The organism is Olsenella sp. KH1P3 (assembly GCF_900167315.1).
Classification (GTDB): Bacteria; Actinomycetota; Coriobacteriia; order Coriobacteriales; family Atopobiaceae; genus Olsenella_J; species Olsenella_J umbonata_A.
On the sequence record NZ_FUWQ01000001.1, the window covers coordinates 62,194 to 78,160 of the forward strand.

General features: G+C 63.2%; 17 protein-coding genes. 15 read left to right on the forward strand and 2 right to left on the reverse strand.

What is annotated here, in order from left to right; genetic code table 11:
* The first annotated feature begins 3 nt into the window (after positions 1-3).
* From tmk to B5D13_RS00325, 5 genes are all read left to right on the forward strand, one after another.
* Positions 4-693: a dTMP kinase gene (gene tmk / locus B5D13_RS00305; protein ID WP_078686303.1), complete on the forward strand. Its 690-nt coding sequence runs from the start codon at positions 4-6 to the stop codon at positions 691-693.
* Positions 683-1,837 carry a DNA polymerase III subunit gene (locus B5D13_RS00310; RefSeq protein ID WP_078686304.1) on the forward strand — a complete coding sequence of 385 codons (1,155 nt, stop codon included), beginning with the start codon at positions 683-685 and terminating at the stop codon, positions 1,835-1,837. The genes tmk and B5D13_RS00310 overlap by 11 nt, the downstream gene beginning before the upstream one ends.
* Positions 1,816-3,360, forward strand: coding sequence for a regulatory iron-sulfur-containing complex subunit RicT (ricT, locus tag B5D13_RS00315; RefSeq protein ID WP_078686305.1), 1,545 nt, complete (start codon positions 1,816-1,818; stop codon positions 3,358-3,360). The genes B5D13_RS00310 and ricT overlap by 22 nt, the downstream gene beginning before the upstream one ends.
* A gap of 250 nt (positions 3,361-3,610) precedes the next feature.
* Entirely contained in the window at positions 3,611-3,880 is a 270-nt protein-coding gene (locus tag B5D13_RS00320) for a hypothetical protein (protein WP_078686306.1), read from the forward strand.
* 71 nt (positions 3,881-3,951) lie between these two features.
* The gene (locus B5D13_RS00325) at positions 3,952-4,374 is read left to right on the forward strand and encodes a 6-pyruvoyl trahydropterin synthase family protein (protein WP_078686307.1); all 423 of its coding nucleotides are present in this window, start codon (positions 3,952-3,954) and stop codon (positions 4,372-4,374) included.
* Positions 4,375-4,380: 6 nt separating this feature from the next.
* Here B5D13_RS00325 and B5D13_RS00330 read toward each other — a convergent pair whose 3' ends face one another.
* Positions 4,381-5,082, reverse strand: coding sequence for a YczE/YyaS/YitT family protein (locus tag B5D13_RS00330; RefSeq protein WP_078686308.1), 702 nt, complete (start codon positions 5,080-5,082; stop codon positions 4,381-4,383).
* Positions 5,083-5,280: 198 nt separating this feature from the next.
* Entirely contained in the window at positions 5,281-6,057 is a 777-nt protein-coding gene (locus tag B5D13_RS00335) for an SDR family NAD(P)-dependent oxidoreductase (RefSeq protein WP_078686309.1), read from the reverse strand.
* A gap of 264 nt (positions 6,058-6,321) precedes the next feature.
* Here B5D13_RS00335 and B5D13_RS00340 point away from each other — a divergent pair, with 264 nt between their 5' ends.
* The 10 genes from B5D13_RS00340 to B5D13_RS00385 all read left to right on the forward strand — a co-directional run bounded on the left by B5D13_RS00340 (position 6,322) and on the right by B5D13_RS00385 (position 15,945).
* Positions 6,322-7,365, forward strand: a complete 1,044-nt coding sequence (locus B5D13_RS00340; protein ID WP_078686310.1) for a glycoside hydrolase family 5 protein — start codon at positions 6,322-6,324, stop codon at positions 7,363-7,365.
* Complete coding sequence (gene rsmI / locus B5D13_RS00345; RefSeq protein WP_078686311.1) at positions 7,362-8,249, forward strand: 16S rRNA (cytidine(1402)-2'-O)-methyltransferase; 888 nt, start codon at positions 7,362-7,364, stop codon at positions 8,247-8,249. Before B5D13_RS00340 ends, rsmI begins: the two co-directional genes overlap by 4 nt.
* A gap of 146 nt (positions 8,250-8,395) precedes the next feature.
* Entirely contained in the window at positions 8,396-10,009 is a 1,614-nt protein-coding gene (locus tag B5D13_RS00350) for a helicase HerA-like domain-containing protein (protein ID WP_078686312.1), read from the forward strand.
* A 148-nt stretch (positions 10,010-10,157) separates the two neighbouring features.
* Positions 10,158-10,916: a GntR family transcriptional regulator gene (locus B5D13_RS00355; protein ID WP_078686313.1), complete on the forward strand. Its 759-nt coding sequence runs from the start codon at positions 10,158-10,160 to the stop codon at positions 10,914-10,916.
* A 333-nt stretch (positions 10,917-11,249) separates the two neighbouring features.
* Positions 11,250-11,954, forward strand: coding sequence for a triose-phosphate isomerase (locus tag B5D13_RS00360; protein ID WP_078686314.1), 705 nt, complete (start codon positions 11,250-11,252; stop codon positions 11,952-11,954).
* A gap of 3 nt (positions 11,955-11,957) precedes the next feature.
* A complete protein-coding gene (locus B5D13_RS00365; protein WP_078686315.1) occupies positions 11,958-12,479 on the forward strand; it encodes a YjbQ family protein in 522 nt (173 codons plus the stop codon).
* Positions 12,480-12,567: 88 nt separating this feature from the next.
* Complete coding sequence (locus tag B5D13_RS00370; RefSeq protein WP_078686316.1) at positions 12,568-12,858, forward strand: PTS sugar transporter subunit IIB; 291 nt, start codon at positions 12,568-12,570, stop codon at positions 12,856-12,858.
* A gap of 66 nt (positions 12,859-12,924) precedes the next feature.
* A complete protein-coding gene (locus B5D13_RS00375) occupies positions 12,925-14,340 on the forward strand; it encodes a PTS galactitol transporter subunit IIC (protein ID WP_078686317.1) in 1,416 nt (471 codons plus the stop codon).
* Between the two features lie 109 nt (positions 14,341-14,449).
* Positions 14,450-14,998 (forward strand): hypothetical protein, encoded by a 549-nt coding sequence (locus B5D13_RS00380; RefSeq protein WP_180363863.1) that lies wholly within the window; start codon positions 14,450-14,452, stop codon positions 14,996-14,998.
* A 62-nt stretch (positions 14,999-15,060) separates the two neighbouring features.
* On the forward strand, positions 15,061-15,945 hold the full coding sequence (locus tag B5D13_RS00385) for a class II fructose-bisphosphate aldolase (RefSeq protein WP_078686318.1): 885 nt from the start codon (positions 15,061-15,063) through the stop codon (positions 15,943-15,945).
* Positions 15,946-15,967 lie beyond the last annotated feature (22 nt).

The window sequence follows — 15,967 nt, forward strand, 5'->3', positions numbered from 1 at the left end:
GACTTGAGCTCTGCTGCTGACACAACCAGGGGTGCGTTTGTAACGCTCGAGGGCGTCGACGGTGCCGGGAAGACCACCCAGGCCGACGCGCTCGCACGCTCTCTCGAGGCCATGGGTCGCGAGGTGGTGCGCCTGCGAGAGCCTGGGGGAACGCCGATTTCCGAGAAGATCCGAGCCATCCTGCTCGACCCCGACAACGTCGCCATGACGGACGAGTGCGAGCTTCTGCTCTATGAGGCTTCCCGCGCGCAGCTGGTGAGGCAAACCGTCGTGCCTGCCCTCAAGCGCGGTGCCGTCGTGCTGTGCGACAGGTTCTACGATTCCACCTATGCATACCAGGCAGGCGGGCGACAGCTTGACGAGACGCTGGTCGACCGCTGTAACGAGCTCGGCAGCTGCGGCGTCAAGCCCGACGCCACCGTCGTGTTCGACATCGATCCCGCCCGCGCCTTCGCACGAGCCACCAAGGACGGTGCCGATCGACTCGAGGAGGAGGGGCTCGCGTTCCAGCGTCGCGTTCGCGAGGCCTACCTGAGGCTCGCCGAGCGCGAGGGCGGGCGCCTGCGCGTGATCGACGCCTCGGGAAGCCCGGATGAGGTCTTCTTGCGCCTGCGCGATGCGCTCTCGGATGTTCTTTTGGTGACAGACGACGCAAGGGGCGCCTTCGAAAGGGGTGTCGGCGATGTCCGCTAACGTCTCTGCGGCCGCGGCCCCCAAGGCCCTCGAGGCCCTGGCACAGCAGCCCCGCGTACAGAGGTTCTTCTCGGCTGCGGTGGCCGAGGGGCGCCTGAGCCACGCCTACCTGTTCGTCGGTGCGCCGGGCTCGGGCATGAAGGAGGCGGCCTGCGCCATCGCGCAGTGCGTGGTCTGCCCCAATGGCGGAGACGCCAGCTGCGACGAGTGCATTCGTGTCGCGCACCGCACGCACCCCGACGTCCGATGGCTCTCCCCGCAGAGCGTCTCGGGCTATCTGGTCTCGCAGGTGCGTGATCTCATCGAGGACGTCTCGCTGGCGCCCGTGCGTGCATCGTCGAAGGTCTACGTTCTCGACGACGTTGGCATGCTTCGGGGGACGGCTGCAAACGCCCTGCTCAAGACTATTGAGGAGCCGCCGGCGGGCGTCGTGTTCATCCTCATTGCGCGTACCGTGGCGAGCGTCCTGCCCACCATCGTCTCGCGCTGCCAGGTCATTCCCTTCTCGATCGTTTCGCCGGACGCGGCCGAGAAGGCCGTCGAGCTTGCCTGTGGCGCGACGGCCACCGAGGCCAGGATCGCGCTCTCCGTGGCGCAGACCCCGGAGCGTGCGGCGGAGTTCCTGAAGTCGATGGATCGCCGACAGGTCCGCAGGATCGTCGTCAGGGTCCTGGGCGAGCTTGAGCGTGACGACTCCTGGGACGTGCTCAAGGCGGCCAAGGAGATAGTCGAGGCAGTTCGCGTTCCGCTTGGCGACCTGAGGGACGCTCAGGAGAAGGCTCTCGACGAGAACTCCGACTACCTTGCCAAGTCGGCCATGAAGCGAATCGAGGACGCGAACAAGCGCGAGCTAACCGCGCGCGAGCGTTCGGGTATGATGGAGGCGCTTGCGGCCGCGGACTCGCTTCTGAGGGACGTCCTGCTGCGCTGCGAGGGCGTCTCGACCCCAATCGTAAACGAGGACGCCGCCGACGTGGTCGATCGCATAGCGGCCTCGTCGTGCACCGAAGCAACCGTCAGGGCGCTCGACGCCATCACGCGCGCGTCTCACAACCTGACCAGAAACGTATCGCCACAGCTGACCCTCGAGGTCATGCTTCTTTCCGTCAAGGAGGCACTTGCATGCCCACCGTCATCTCGGTGAAGTTCAAATATGCTGCTCATGACCTGTGGTTTGACCCCAGGGACACTGGCGCCCAGGAGGGTGACCACCTGATCTGCGCGACGGAGCGCGGCCAGGAGATCGGCCTTGCCACGATGGACGCGCGCGAGGTGAGCGAAGAGCACCTGTGCGAGGTCATCGGCGAGGGCGGCAAGCTCAAGGCCGTCGATCGCATTGCGACCGATGCCGACCTCTCGCGCGCGGAGATGCTTGCCCAGAGGGGCGAGGACGCATTCCCCACCTTCCGCGCGCTCGTGCACGAGTCGGAGCTCGACATGAAGCCCATCGGCGTCGAGTACCTCTTTGGCGGCGGCAAGGTCGTGTGCTACTTCTCGGCGGAGGAGCGCGTCGACTTCCGCCAGCTCGTTCGTGACCTGAGCCGTGAGCTTCACGAGCGCATCGACATGCGTCAGATTGGCGTTCGCGAGGAGGCCGCCATCGTCGGCGGCTTTGCGCACTGCGGGCAGGAGCTCTGCTGCTCGCGCTTTGGCACGCAGTTCGAGCCGGTCTCGATTCGCATGGCCAAGGAGCAGGACCTGCCCCTCAACTCATCCAAGATCTCTGGCGCCTGTGGTCGCCTCATGTGCTGCCTGCGCTACGAGTTCGAGGCCTACCGCGACTTCAAGCAGCGTGCGCCCAAGCGCAACGCCGTAATCGAGACGCCCCTTGGCAAGGCGAAGATCGTCGAGTATGACACGCCCAAGGAGCAGATCTGCCTTCGCCTTGAGAACGGCAAGCAGGTGCGCGTGCCGCTAGCCGACATGGAGGCCTCCGAGGCCGCCCACAAGAAGAGCCGCGATTTGGGCTGCGCCTGCCGTCCCGACACCGTGACCCGCCAGGCGCTCGAGAGGCTCGATTCGCCTGACGTGCAGATGGCGCTGGCCGAGCTCGACCGCCAGATGGGCGTCACTCCTGCAGAGACCTTCGACGCCGCCGACATCTTCGTCGAATCGAAGCCCAAGCGCCGCCGCTCGCGCAAGTCGCAGGACGAGACCGGGTCCAACGACCAGTCGGGCGCATCTAGGCGCGCGCGCAAGTCGGGCGAGGAGGGCGCTTCCGAGGCTCCCGCACGCCCGCGTCGTCGTCGCAAGAAGAGCACCGTTGCTTCCGCCGCTGCCGATCAACAGGGAACGGCCGAGAAGAGCCAGCAGCCCAAGGAGGCTAGGTCCCACCGCAGGCGTCGTCACCACTCCGCCTCGGGCGACCAGGCCTCGCAGGCGTCGCGCGCGCAGCAGCGCAGTGACGGTAAGGGCCGCGGCGAGCAGGGCACGTCTGGTTCCCAGGGCGCTCCCAAGAGGCGACGTCGCCCTGGAGACCACGGTGGGCAACAGACGACTCAGACCGCCCACAAGGGTTCGGGACAGGGTAGCAAGCGCCAGCAGCCGCAGCCTGCGGAGGGCGCCGAGAAGCCCAAGAGGCGTCGTCGCCATCGCGGCCATGGAAGGGGCTCGCAGGGTGACGGAAACGCCAACGGCGGTGGCAAGGGCGCGTCCCCTGCCGAATAGGCCGGCTCGTCCGATTGTGCCCTGACCGCAACGACATAAGGCCTCGCGGGACGTTCTGCGTGGCTGCGAGGGAGGTCGCCTTTGCGGGCGGCCTCCCTCTTCGTGTCTGCTCGCGGGACTCCACACCCCCGTTGTGGCGCCGTCTTGAATTCATGTCCTTCTCGTCTGCAATACTACGAACATATGTTCTTATATGAGGTGGCGTCGCGAGGCGGATGCTCGTGCGCCGCGCTTCGGGAGGGCGAGGACCATGGGTTACGACGACAGAAGGAAGCACTACGTCAGGGTCGTCTCGTCGACCGACGTCGACGGACGCGTCGTCCCGCTCTGCATCGTGTGGGACGACGACACACGCTACGAGGTCGACCGAGTGCTGGGGGTGCGCCATGCGTACTCTCGCCGAACCGGTGCGAAGGGGCTGCGCTACAGCATCCAGGTCGACGGCAGGCAGACCTACCTGTACTACGAGGATCCCCGCTGGTTTGTGGAGGCGAAGGTCAGGCCGAGCTACCTGGGCTAGGCATGGCACAATGGTTGCGTACAGACGGGTGCGCGCCGCGGACGGCCGCGGCGCGCGGATGCGGAGCGGACATGTTTGGACTCAAGACGGAAGCAAGCTTTGACGGCGCACACTTTCTGGCCGACTACTATGGCAAGTGCGAGAACCTCCACGGCCATCGTTGGCGTGTGGTCGCCTATGCCCGCCAGGAGTCCCTTCAGACGGAGGGAACGATGCGCGACATGGTGCTGGACTTTGGCGTCTTCAAAAAGGCGCTGCGTTCCATCGTCGGCGAGTTCGACCACATGTTCCTGGTGGAGGAGGGCACCCTCAAACAGGCGACCGTCGACGCGCTGGAGGGTGAGGGCTTCACCCTCAAGATGCTTCCGTTCCGCACCACCGCGGAAAACCTGGCGCGCTACTTCTACGGACGCCTGGAGCAGGAGGGCATCCCCGTCGCGCAGGTCGACGTGTACGAGACGCCGCTCAACTGCGCCAGCTACTTTGGAGAATAGCGTCCGCTAACCCTCGTTGCCCAGGATGGGGTGCTCGTCGTCCGCGCTTGCGAAGTTCTGGGGAATCAGGACGTGCTCGAAGCGCGTGAGCCACTTGCTGAAGAGGTGGACCATGGTGCCGGTAAGCGCGGCCATCACAATGGTGCCCTCGCGGATGCAGAGCAGCCTGTGGAAGGCTACCAGGTTCATGGCGAGCGCCGTCGCCGCCATGCTGGAGTCCGTAATGACGCGGATGCGGCCAAAGTCACTGTGGGTGACCTGCGTGAGCACACGGCAGAGGCCGTCTGCGGCCATAAGTCCCACGTGACTGATGAGCTGCAGGTACGATCCGAAGGCCTGGCTTGCGATGGCGAGGGCCAGGATCACGACCTGCAGAGGATAAACGCTGGGGCTGAGCCACGAGATGATGAGCATCGCGGCGTCGACGAAGCTTCCAAATATCGCGCACAGCACCAGCTGCTGGGCGATGTCGAACCAGTTGCACTTGGAACGCAGAATCAGGACTTGCGCCAGGGCGAGAAGCGCGTTGAATCCTCCGACGTAGGCACCATAGCTCGCCTGCGGCAGGAGAGTGCTGAGCGTGTAGGGTATGGCCGAGAGGGGTGACGTCCCAAGTCCCGCTTTGGTGCTGAAGGCGACTCCCAATGCGATGAAGAAGAGTCCCGAAACCATGATGACGTAGCGCTTTACTCTCTCGGCAATGCTCATATAGCTCCTCTCTACATTCAATTGTTTTTTAAACGTTAACAAATCAAAGCTCTAAAAAATGGAGCAAGTATGTGGTCTTTCTCTTCATACAATGCATTGATTTATGTGTTTTGGTGACATAAAAGGGGCGCCGGACACTGTCCGGCGCCCCTGCGTTTCTCTTGCGGAAGGCGCATGCCTTCCCACGTTTGGCGCTAGCTACATGCAGGTGTAGCCGCCGTCGACGGGCAGCTGAACGCCCGTGACGTAGGACGAGGCGGGAGACGCCAGGAAGAGGGTGGCGGTGTCGAGCTCGCCCTCGTTGCCGTAGCGTTCCTCGGGGATCATCGTCTTGGCGTTCTGCTGGAAGAACTCGGAGTCGAGCGTCTCCTGCGTGAGTGGCGTGTAGAAGTAGCCCGGGCAGATGGAGTTGACGGTGATGTTGTACTTGCCCCACTCGGCCGCGAGTGCGCGCGTCAGGTTGACGACGCCGCCTTTTGCCGCGTGATAGGGTGCGGAGCCCGCAACCTTGTTGCCCACCAGGCCGTACATGGAAGCGATGTTGATGATGCGGCCGTAGTTGGCGGGAATCATGGCCTTCTTGGCAACCGCGCGCGCAACGCGGAAGGTGCCGAACAGGTCGATCTGCATCTCGTTGCCGAACTGGTCGTCGGTGATGTCCTCTGCGGGGGCGACGGCGCCGGTGCCGGCGTTGTTGACGAGGATGTCGATGCGCCCGAACTTCTCGTAGACGGCGTCTACCATCTGGTTAACGACGTCGGTGTCGGTGATGTCGCACTTGTAGTACCAGGTGGGAACGCCAAACTCTGCGGCGATCTCCTCTGCGACCTCCTGAACCTTGTTCTCGCGGCGAGCGGTTGCCACGATGGTCGCACCCTGAGAAGCGAGCGCCTTTGCCATCTGGACGCCCAGGCCTCCAGAGCAGCCGGTGACGATGGCGACGTGGTCCTTGAGGTCGAAGTAGTTACGATCCATGGATAATGCCTCCTTGCTGATTGCCGACCAATGATGGCACGATTGTGTCAACGCTCACAGGCTACCCGTAGGTCTTTCATTCATTCACGGGGATTCTGGTGGGCGAGCTGCTTTGCCCTACGGGCGCAAACGCTGCCTGCAATGTGATGTTTTGATGACACGTCCGTTCAAAAAAGGCTCCGTCTGGTGGCGACCGCGCATTACTTGCCTCATCGAGTGCGTATACTCGAACTACTCAATTCGTGGTCGCAGGGGGGGATGGCTATGGCTTCGCGGGCGCTGCACGGCGTGAATCTGTCTGGTTGGCTCACGCTGCGCATGTGGGTCACCCCCTCCCTGTATGTCGATTCGGGCGCCTTGGACGAGGGCGAGCTGGTGCGGTCCATCGGGAAGGACGAGTACCGCGAGCGCATCGACCGTCACCGCGCGTCGTTCATCACCCAGTCGGACTTCGTCCAGATCGCGTCCAGGGGATTCAACTGCGTGCGCCTCCCGGTGCCCTGGTATGTCTTTGGCGAGGCCGGTCCCAACCCCGGTCCCTACATCGGCTGCATCGAGCTCGTGGACGAGGCCTTCGACTGGGCCGACGAGATCGGGCTCAAGATCATTCTGGACCTCGACATCAAGCCCGGGGCAGAGGACGCGACCGACTCCATCGTCCGGGGCCACGACGACTTCTCGCACTACAAAGATGACATGGTCAGCGTCATAGCGGCCCTTGCGAAGCGCTACGGTACCCGCGCGGCGTTCAGAGGGCTCGAGGTTGCCGACGCGCCAAAGCTCCAACTGCGACGCGGCCTCAGCGTCGAGCCGGGCGTTCCCCTCCACCGCCTGCGCAACTACTACCGTGAAGCCTACGACGCCGTCCGCCAGGAGGCGGGAGAAGACCCCGCCGTCGTCATCCACGACGGCGGTCGGGTGAACGCGTGGGACGGCTTCATGGCGCCCAGGCGCTACAGGAACGTGTGGATCGACTCCGCGCTGTTCCACTACAGCGACAACATCAAGAGTGCGGGTCCTGCGGCCATCCGCGAGCTCTCGCGTCGCTCGCGCGAGTCCATCAAGTCGCTGGCGCGCAGCGGCCTGCCCGTGATGGTTGGCAGCTGGTCCGGGGCCATGCCCTTCTCTGATACCATATCGACGCCCGAGGGACGCATCGCCCTCGAGCGCATCTATATCTCAGAGCAGATCTCGTCGTTCTCGTCCTGCGCGGGATGGTTCTTCCAGACGTGGAAGACCTCCGGGCGCCTGGATGGATGGGACGCGCGAGTCTCGCTCGCGTCGTTTGAGCGGAGGATGCTCGCGTGACGGTACAAGCGGAGCCCAGCTGTGGCGTGCTTTCCATTGTCGGGACCCCCATTGGCAACCTTGGTGACGCCTCGCCCCGCGTGGTCGAGACGCTTTCGTCCGCCGACCTGCTTCTGTGCGAGGACACGCGCGTCACCAGCAAGCTGCTGACCCGCTTCGACATTCACGTCTCGCTCGAGCGCGCGGACGAGAACGTCCTGGCGCAGAAGGTCGACTCCGTCCTGAGGCGCCTCGAGTCAGGCCAGCGAGTGGCGTTCGTGTCCGACGCGGGCATGCCGGGCGTGTCCGATCCCGGCCAGCGCCTGGTTGACGCCGCGCTGGACCACGGCGTCAAAGTTGAGGTCATCCCCGGCCCGTCTGCGGTCACGTGCGCGCTCGTCGCTTCGGGACTGCCCATGGACCACTTCTTCTTCGAGGGCTTCCTGCCCCGCAAGGCTGGCGCGATGACCGCGCGCCTCGAGGCGCTGGCGATGGTGCCCGGCGCGCTGGTCGTCTACGAGTCACCCCGCCGCGCGGCCGCAACGCTCGAGCGCATCGCCCAGGTCTTTCCCCAGCGCAAGGTTGCTTTGGTCCGCGAGCTCACAAAGCTGCACGAGGAGGTCGTTCGCGGGACTTCGCCCGAGGTCTCGAAGGAGATTGGCGCGCGCGAGTCGCTCAAGGGGGAGTGCGTCATCGTCATCGGCGCCCCTGGCGCTGTCGAGCTCGACGCACGTGCCCGGCAGGTCTCCGCCGCTCCCGCCTCGCTCGAGGAGGCCATCACCGAGGGGCTCGAGGCCGGTGAGCACAAGAGCGCGCTGGCAAAGCGCCTGGCAAAGCTCTTCTCGATGAGCAAGGCCGAGGCCTACGACGCCATTCTTGCCCAGGAGCAGGCCTCCTACAAGTAGACCCAGCGCCCTGCGCCGTTCGGCTGACAGGCGTCTTCGGGCTTCTGCGCCGCGAACTATGATGGGTCAAAGGCCCGCGTCACGCCGCCCATAAGGGATGACTCGCTCATGTGCGTGGGCACGGCTTCCACGGGTGAGGAGCTCCCATGCTCGACGGTGACAGGATTTGGATGGCCCAGGGAGAAAAACCCTGCTACCTGCTTCTTAGCCAGGCGAACCGGCACGGCTTGATCGCCGGCGCGTCCGGCACGGGAAAGACCGTCACGCTCAAGGTCATGGCGGAGGGCTTCTCGCAGGCGGGCGTGCCCGTCTTCGTGGCCGACGTGAAGGGCGATGTCACGGGTATGGCCGAGGCTGGCCAGATGAGCGACTTCATCCGCAAGCGCTGCGAGGACAGCTTCGGGCTTGCCCCCGAGCGCGTCTCGTTCGAGGGATGCCCCGTGCGCGTGTGGGACCCGCTGGGTGGCGAGGGCATCCCGGTCCGCGTCACCGTGAGCCAGATGGGTCCCATGCTTCTTGGAAGGCTGCTCGGCCTTACCGACGTGCAGCAGGGCGTGCTCAACATCGTCTTTCGCGTGGCTGACGACCAGGGTCTCCTCCTGATAGACCTCAAGGACCTGCGTGCGATGCTGGGCTTTGTGGCCGAGCATCGCGGCGAGTACACTGTGACCTACGGCAATGTCTCGACCCAGTCGGTCGGCGCCATCCAGCGCGCCCTGATTGCGGTTGAGGACCAGGGAGGCGACGTCTTCTTCGGCGAGCCCTACCTCGATCTGGATGATTGGTTCCAGTGCGACCCGCGCGGCCGCGGCTACGTGAACATCCTCAACGCGGCCAGGATCGTCCAGACGCCGCAGGTGTACGCGATGTTCCTGCTCTGGATGCTCTCGACGCTGTTCGAGACGCTCCCCGAGGTGGGGGACCCCGACAAGCCGCGCTTCGTGTTCTTCTTCGACGAGGCTCACCTGCTCTTCGACGACATGCCCAAGCGGCTTGGCGACAAGATCGTGCAGGTTGTCAAGCTTATCCGCTCGAAGGGCGTGGGCGTGTACTTCATCACGCAGAGCCCCAGTGACGTTCCGGGCGAGGTGCTCGCACAGCTCTCGAACCGCGTCCAGCACGGGCTCAGGGCATACACGCCGGCCGAGCAGAAGGTCGTTCGCGCGGCCGCCGCGTCGTTCAGGGCCAACCCTTCGTTTGACAGCGCGGCTGCGCTGCAGGAGATCGGCACCGGCGAGGCCTTGGTGAGCTTTCTGGACGAGAAGGGCACGCCCTCGGTTGTCGAGAGCGCCCGGGTGCTGTTTCCCCAGTGCAAGATGGACGCGGCCGACCCCGAGGTTCTGCGCGGCGCGGTGACGGCGCAGTCTGACCTGATGGGCAAGTACGGAACCGCCATAGACAGGCAGTCGGCCTTCGAGGACATCAACGGCATGAAGGCCGAGGAGGCGGAGTCCCAGCGGCTCGCCGCCGAGCGCGTCGAGCTCGAGAGGGAGCGGGCCGAGTTCGAGAAGGAGCGCGCCAAGGTAGCCGAGAGGGAAGAGAAGGAGCGCCAGAAGGCCGCCGAGAAGGCCGAGCGCGCCCAGGAGCGCGAGATGGAGCGCCAGCGCAAGGAGCTCGAGCGCCAGCAGCGGACCCTTGAGCGACAGCAGGAGCGCAGGGATGCCCAGATACGTCGTACGGCCGGCTCCATCCTGGGCGCCATCGGACGCGAGGCGTCGCGCCAGCTGGTGCGTGGCATCTTCGGGACGCTTCGGCTCTAGCGCGCCGGAACGACGGCATTTGGCGCGGTGGCCCATTTTTTGAACTTGTACACGATTTTTTAGTTATCTTGTACATGAACGGTGTTTGACGCCTTCTCGTTGCAATTGGGGTGCGTGGTACGTGTCTGAGCGTGTGACAGCAAGTGGAATGTCGGCAGGAGGCTCGCCTTCTGCGTCGGGGCGTGCGGACGGCTCTTCATTCGTTCCGCGCTACGTTACGGTTGCCGACTTTCTCCGCAGGATGATCTACAACCATGAGCTCGAGCCGGGGGAGAGGATTCCCTCGGAGCATCAGCTGATGGACAAGTTCGACATCGCGCGTGGCACCGCCCGCCATGCCATAAAGATCCTCGCGGAGGAGGGCCTGCTCAAGCAGGCGCACGGCCGTGGCACCTTCGTCTCGGAGCCAGACATCACGCACAACGTCGGGAGCTTCCCCCTTTCGCTCGCACAATCCCTCACCGAGCAGGGCAAGTCCTTCAAGACGCACGTGGTGAGGGCGAAAGTCGAGGTCCCGCCTCCTGCGATGCAGATAGCCCTTGACATCAAGCCGGGCTACGGCGCCTTCTACATCGAGCGCGTGCGCATTGTCGACGGGGAGCCCATGCTCTGCCAGGAAAACTGGATCTCCACCGTCGAGTGTCCCGGCATCGCCTCGCACGACTTCGAGCACGAGACGATGTTCGATGCCATCGAGCACTGCTCGGGACGCAAGATCAAGAAGTCGAATATGACATACAGCGCCCGAAGCGCTGGTCCCAAGTACGCATCGATATTGGACTGCGACGAGACCACGGCCATCCTCGTTCTTGAGCAAGTTGTCATGCTGAGTGACAACCGTCCCGTCTCGTGGGGAAGGACCTGGCTCAAGCCTGGACAGACAGTTACGGGTACAACGGCAGTCTAGCTGCGATGATTCAGAATAACAGCAGGTATGAGGGCAAGTTCGCCAAGAAGGACTTGTCCTCATTTTTGTAGACAGAATCTACCGCTGGGGAACAGATGGCTACCGTTGGGGCGGTTGGCATGGCTAGATGTCAGGTAAATTTCAACTAATAAAAATCTGGAAGTATTAGATATGAATTACTGTTTATGTGGCTGTTTACAAATTGATTTGTGATATCCGAATACACGCATGCGCATCACCAAGGTGACTGACGGCCCCCATGACTTGTACAACTTGAGTTGAACAACTTTATGATGAGTTTGTGATGTTCAGTTCGTTACATGGGAGTTCGGTATGGAAACAATCGTTCTGCGTCGCCCGTTTTTCGTCGTCAATCCCAAGTCGTACCTTTACGGCGAGGAGCTGCGCAAGCTCGCCAAGAAGACCGACGAGCTGTGCGAGAGGTACAACTTCCAGAGCCTCTTCACCGCTCAGCTGATCGACCTTGCCTGGGTGGCAGAGAATTGCCCGCACCTCATTCCCTGCGCGCAGAACATGGAGAGCCTCAAGCCTGGCCGCGGCATGGGGCACATCCTTCCCGAGGCGCTTGCTGCAGCTGGCGTTAAGGCAACCTTCCTCAACCACGCCGAGAATCCGATGACCGTCGGCGAGCTCGCCAAGACGATCAAGCGTGCGCGCGAGGTCGGCATCCTCACCTGCGTCTGCGCCGACTCCGTCGACGAGGCTCGCGCCATCGCCGAGCTTCATCCCGACATCATGACCTGCGAGCTCAACGAGCTCATCGGCACCGGCAAGATTGCGGGTCCCGACTACATCCGTCAGTCAACCGAGGCCGTGAAGTCCGTCTCGCCCGAAACCATGGTCCTTCAGGCCGCCGGCATCTCTTCCGGCCAGGACGTCTACGACGCCATCATCTACGGCGGCGACGCGACGGGCGGCACCTCCGGCATCGTCGCGGCAGACGACCCGTTTGCCGTCCTCGAAGAGATGTTCGAGGCGCTCGACCGCGTCCGCAACGACATTCAAAAGGAGGCCTAGGCCATGGCAGTCTACAAGGATCGCGTTGTTGTCGAGACCCTCGAGGGAAAGCCCACCTACGTCGACGTGACCGATCAGGTTCGCGAGATCGTTAAGGCCAGCGGCATCAAGGAGGGCGTGGTCAACTGCATCTCCCAGCACACCACCTGCGCGGTGTTCACCGAGGAGTTCGACCACGACTACAACCCCGCGGGCGACACCTTCCTCCAGGTCGACCTCAACAACGGCCTCCAGAGGGTCTTCCCCGAGCAGCATGACTGGACCACCTACAACTATCCGGGAATGCGCCACTTCGACGAGGTCGAGTCCTGGCCCAACGTCGACTCCTACCTTCCCGGCGGCGACCGACGCTATCTCTGGAACGGTGACGGCCACCTGCGCAGCACCCTCATCGGTGGCAGCGTCACCCTCGAGGTTGAGAACGGCGAACTCCAGATGAATGGTCTCGCGAGCATCTTCTTCGTCGACTACGACCGCACGCGCGAGCGCACCCGCAAGCTTCGCGTGATCGTACTCGGAGAGTAGTACCGCGCTTTCCCGCGGTTGCGACTGCGGAATGCGTGTGAGCCTACTAATTGGACAAGTGACGAACGTTTGTAGAGAGGAGGAAGAAATGGTCAACATTCTTCTGGCATGCGGCTCTGGTATCGCAACTTCTACGGCGGTGGCCGCAAAGATCAAGGACCTGCTTAACGACAACGGCTACAGTGGCAAGTTCAACATCACCACCTGCTCCATAGCCGACGCCGTCGGCAAGTCCGCCAGCGCGGACCTGGTCATTGCCACCACGGTCAAGCCCGGCGGAATCGACTGCCCCTTCATTTCGGGCATTCCCTTCCTGACCGGCATGGGCCGCGCTTCTGCCGAGAAACAGGTTCTTGATTTCATGGCGCAGAACGCCTAGCGCCGCCGAAGTCTAAGGGGGGCGGGGGCGTGCAGCGTCCTCGCCATGAGTAGAAGGCTTTCTATCATGGATGCAATCGTTGCTTTCTTTACTGGCTTGTCCAGCTTGGGCGTCTCGGTCGTCATGCCGATCGTCCTCACGATTATCGGTTGCCTGTTTGGATGCGGTTTCGGCAAGAGCCTTAAGGCTGGCCTCACGGTCGGCATCGGCTTCATCGGCCTTAACCTTGTCATCAACCAGCTCATGGGCACCGACCTCGCCGGCGCGGTTACCGCAATGGTAACGCGCTTCGGCCTCTCCCTGTCCGTCATCGACGTCGGATGGCCCGCGGCCTCCGCAATCGCCATGGGCTCGGTCGTCGGCACCATCATCATCCCGCTCGGCCTGCTCGTTAACATCGTGATGCTGGTCACCAACACCACGCAGACGGCTGACGTCGATATCTGGAACTACTGGCACTTCGCCTTCACGGGCGCTCTCGTTGCCATCATCACCAACAACGTTGCCTTCGGCATCGCTGCCGCCATCATCAATGAGGTCATCGTCCTCATCATCGGCGACGTCACCGCTCCGCTCGTCGAGGAGTCCCTCGGCCTTCCCGGCGTCTCCATCCCTCACGGCTTTGCCGGCGCCTACGCGCCCATCGCCTGGGCCATGGACAAGCTCCTCGATAAGATTCCCGGCCTGAACAAGATCGACATCAACGTCGAGAACATGCAGAAGAAGTTCGGCGTCTTCGGCGACCCGATTCTCCTCGGCTCCATCATCGGCCTCATCATCGGCATCCTCGCCGGCTATGGCTTCCTGCCTGGCGTCGACGCCGAGGGCGCTGCCATCCCGTCCTTCCTCGGCACCGCCGTCTACATGGGCGCCGTCATGGTGCTCATCCCGAAGATGGCCGCACTCCTGATGGAGGGCCTGCTCCCCATCTCCGACGCCGCCTCCACCTTCATCTCCGAGCACTTCCAGAACCGTGGCAAGATCTACATCGGCCTCGACTCCGCAGTCGGTACCGGTCACCCCGTGACCCTGACGATGGCGCTCATTCTCGTCCCGTTCTGCATCGCCCTGTCCTTCGTTCTTCCTGGCAACAAGGTCATGCCCCTTGCTGACCTCGCCTGCATTCCCTACATGCTCGTTCTCGTGACCCCCATCGTTCACCAGAATGGCTTCCGCGGCATCCTCTGCGGCATCGTCGTCCTGGCGGTTGGCCTCTACATCGCGACCGACCTCTCGCCGCTCATCACCCAGGCTGCCGCAAACGTCAACTTTGACATGGGTGGCGCGGCCGCCATCTCCTCCATCTGCGATGGCGCAAACCCGCTCACATGGGTCATCGTTCGCCTTGGCCAGCTCGGCAACGGCATCGGCCTTGCCGTCCCCGGCGTCGCAGTCCTCGCCCTGGCTCTCTGGAACCGCAAGCGCATCATCGCTGAGGCTGCCGAGATTCACGAGGAGGCTGCCGAGGCCAACGCCAAGTAGCGAAGGGACTCGCTACATCGTTCGGTTTTGATCACTCGTCCGTTTCACTTGCTCCAGCAGAGGCGGGACTCTGTACAGGAGTCCCGCCTCTTTCTTTATGGGAGATCGAATGAAGAGATACAGGTATGACCAGGCGAAGTTCAACGTCTCCGTGACCGCTACGGGAGCGTTCTGCCTGGCACTATGCGTCATCTCCATCTTGAGCATCATTGGTGTCATCTCGCTGATCCCTGCGGCGCTCGGCGTCCTCATCTTGATCGTCGCGGGCTATCAGACGTGGAACACCTTCGTTGCCATCGCCAACCCGCAGGACGTCATCGTCGACGACGACTCGATTTCCTTCTGCGCGTTCGGCAGGACTGACCGCTATGCCTTCGAGGACATCAAGTCCTTCAACGTTCGAGAGGTCGGTGGGGACGCGAAGGTGTACGTCCGCGTCAACGGCGGCGGCCTCCTACGTGGCAGGTATTGGCTGCAGCTGCTCTATATGAACGATGGCAAGGAGCTCTTCCAGTGGATCGAGGACTTCGAGTACAAGCTCGATCCCAACAGCCTCAAGGCTCGCGCGCGCCGTTCGAGCGAGGAATACCGCACGGTCCACGGGGACTCGAACGGCAAGGTCCCCGCCCGCAAGAAAAAGAAGACAAAGCGCGGCTAGGCTTCGCGCCGCCGTGCCGAGATAGAGACAGTTTTCGACCATCTACCTGTTAGGGGAACGACATGATTGTGAACCTTCGCGACATCTGCGCCATTGCCGAGCAGAACAACATGGCAATCGCGTCATTCAACGTCCCGAGCCTCGAGGCGACGCGTGCGGCGCTCGACGCCGCGGAAGAGACGGGCTTTCCCGTCATCCTGAGCCACGCCGAGGGGCATGAGCCCTTTGCTCCTCTCGACTACATCGGACCCGCCATCGTTGCCCTGGCAGAGCGCTCGAGCGCCATGGTCTGCGTGCACCTCGACCACTGCGAGAACCTCTCGTACATGCGCCGTGCGCTCGAGATGGGCTTCACCGGAGCCATGTTTGACGGCTCGATGCTCCCGTACGACCAGAACGTTGCCAACTCCGCCCGCGCTGCCGATATGGTTTCGGCCTTCGACTGCGGCCTCGAGTGCGAGCTCGGCTCCATGGGCACGCGCGAGAACGGTGTCGGCCACGAGAACGACCACGTCTCCGAGGCGGTCTACACCGATCCTGACCAGGCGAAGGACTTCATCGCGAGCACGGGACTCGACATCCTGGCCTGTTCCTTCGGCACGTCGCACGGCATCTACAAGGGCGAGCCACACCTCTCGTACGACGTGCTCGAGCAGATCCGCGAGCGCGCCAACGTCCCTCTGGTCATGCATGGAGGCTCCGGCGTCTCCGACGAGGACTACCACCACTCCATCGACGCCGGCATCCGCAAGATTAACTACTACACCTACGGCGTGAAGTACGCGGGCGACGCCGTGCGCGACGTCATCGCCGACTACGAGGCCAAGAACCCGGGCGAGGCCGTCGTGTACTGGCACGACATGACGATGGCCGCGTACGAGCGCATGTACGAGGACTTCAAGCACGTAATCGAGGTATTTGCAAACGGTGCCAGGCCCATTGCCTAGGCCGGCGCAATCAGGAGGTTAC

What these genes read in the sequence shown, in the direction of transcription:
- B5D13_RS00370 (WP_078686316.1), top strand. Translation starts at nt 12,568, where the DNA reads ATGGTCAACATTCTTCTGGCATGCGGCTCTGGTATCGCAACTTCTACG.
- B5D13_RS00325 (WP_078686307.1), top strand. Translation starts at nt 3,952, where the DNA reads ATGTTTGGACTCAAGACGGAAGCAAGCTTTGACGGCGCACACTTTCTG.
- B5D13_RS00355 (WP_078686313.1), top strand. Translation starts at nt 10,158, where the DNA reads ATGTCGGCAGGAGGCTCGCCTTCTGCGTCGGGGCGTGCGGACGGCTCT.
- B5D13_RS00320 (WP_078686306.1), top strand. Translation starts at nt 3,611, where the DNA reads ATGGGTTACGACGACAGAAGGAAGCACTACGTCAGGGTCGTCTCGTCG.
- B5D13_RS00310 (WP_078686304.1), top strand. Translation starts at nt 683, where the DNA reads ATGTCCGCTAACGTCTCTGCGGCCGCGGCCCCCAAGGCCCTCGAGGCC.
- B5D13_RS00330 (WP_078686308.1), bottom strand. Translation starts at nt 5,082, where the DNA reads ATGAGCATTGCCGAGAGAGTAAAGCGCTACGTCATCATGGTTTCGGGA.
- B5D13_RS00380 (WP_180363863.1), top strand. Translation starts at nt 14,450, where the DNA reads ATGAAGAGATACAGGTATGACCAGGCGAAGTTCAACGTCTCCGTGACC.
- B5D13_RS00340 (WP_078686310.1), top strand. Translation starts at nt 6,322, where the DNA reads ATGGCTTCGCGGGCGCTGCACGGCGTGAATCTGTCTGGTTGGCTCACG.
- B5D13_RS00350 (WP_078686312.1), top strand. Translation starts at nt 8,396, where the DNA reads ATGCTCGACGGTGACAGGATTTGGATGGCCCAGGGAGAAAAACCCTGC.
- B5D13_RS00360 (WP_078686314.1), top strand. Translation starts at nt 11,250, where the DNA reads ATGGAAACAATCGTTCTGCGTCGCCCGTTTTTCGTCGTCAATCCCAAG.
- ricT (WP_078686305.1), top strand. Translation starts at nt 1,816, where the DNA reads ATGCCCACCGTCATCTCGGTGAAGTTCAAATATGCTGCTCATGACCTG.
- B5D13_RS00365 (WP_078686315.1), top strand. Translation starts at nt 11,958, where the DNA reads ATGGCAGTCTACAAGGATCGCGTTGTTGTCGAGACCCTCGAGGGAAAG.
- B5D13_RS00335 (WP_078686309.1), bottom strand. Translation starts at nt 6,057, where the DNA reads ATGGATCGTAACTACTTCGACCTCAAGGACCACGTCGCCATCGTCACC.
- B5D13_RS00385 (WP_078686318.1), top strand. Translation starts at nt 15,061, where the DNA reads ATGATTGTGAACCTTCGCGACATCTGCGCCATTGCCGAGCAGAACAAC.
- B5D13_RS00375 (WP_078686317.1), top strand. Translation starts at nt 12,925, where the DNA reads ATGGATGCAATCGTTGCTTTCTTTACTGGCTTGTCCAGCTTGGGCGTC.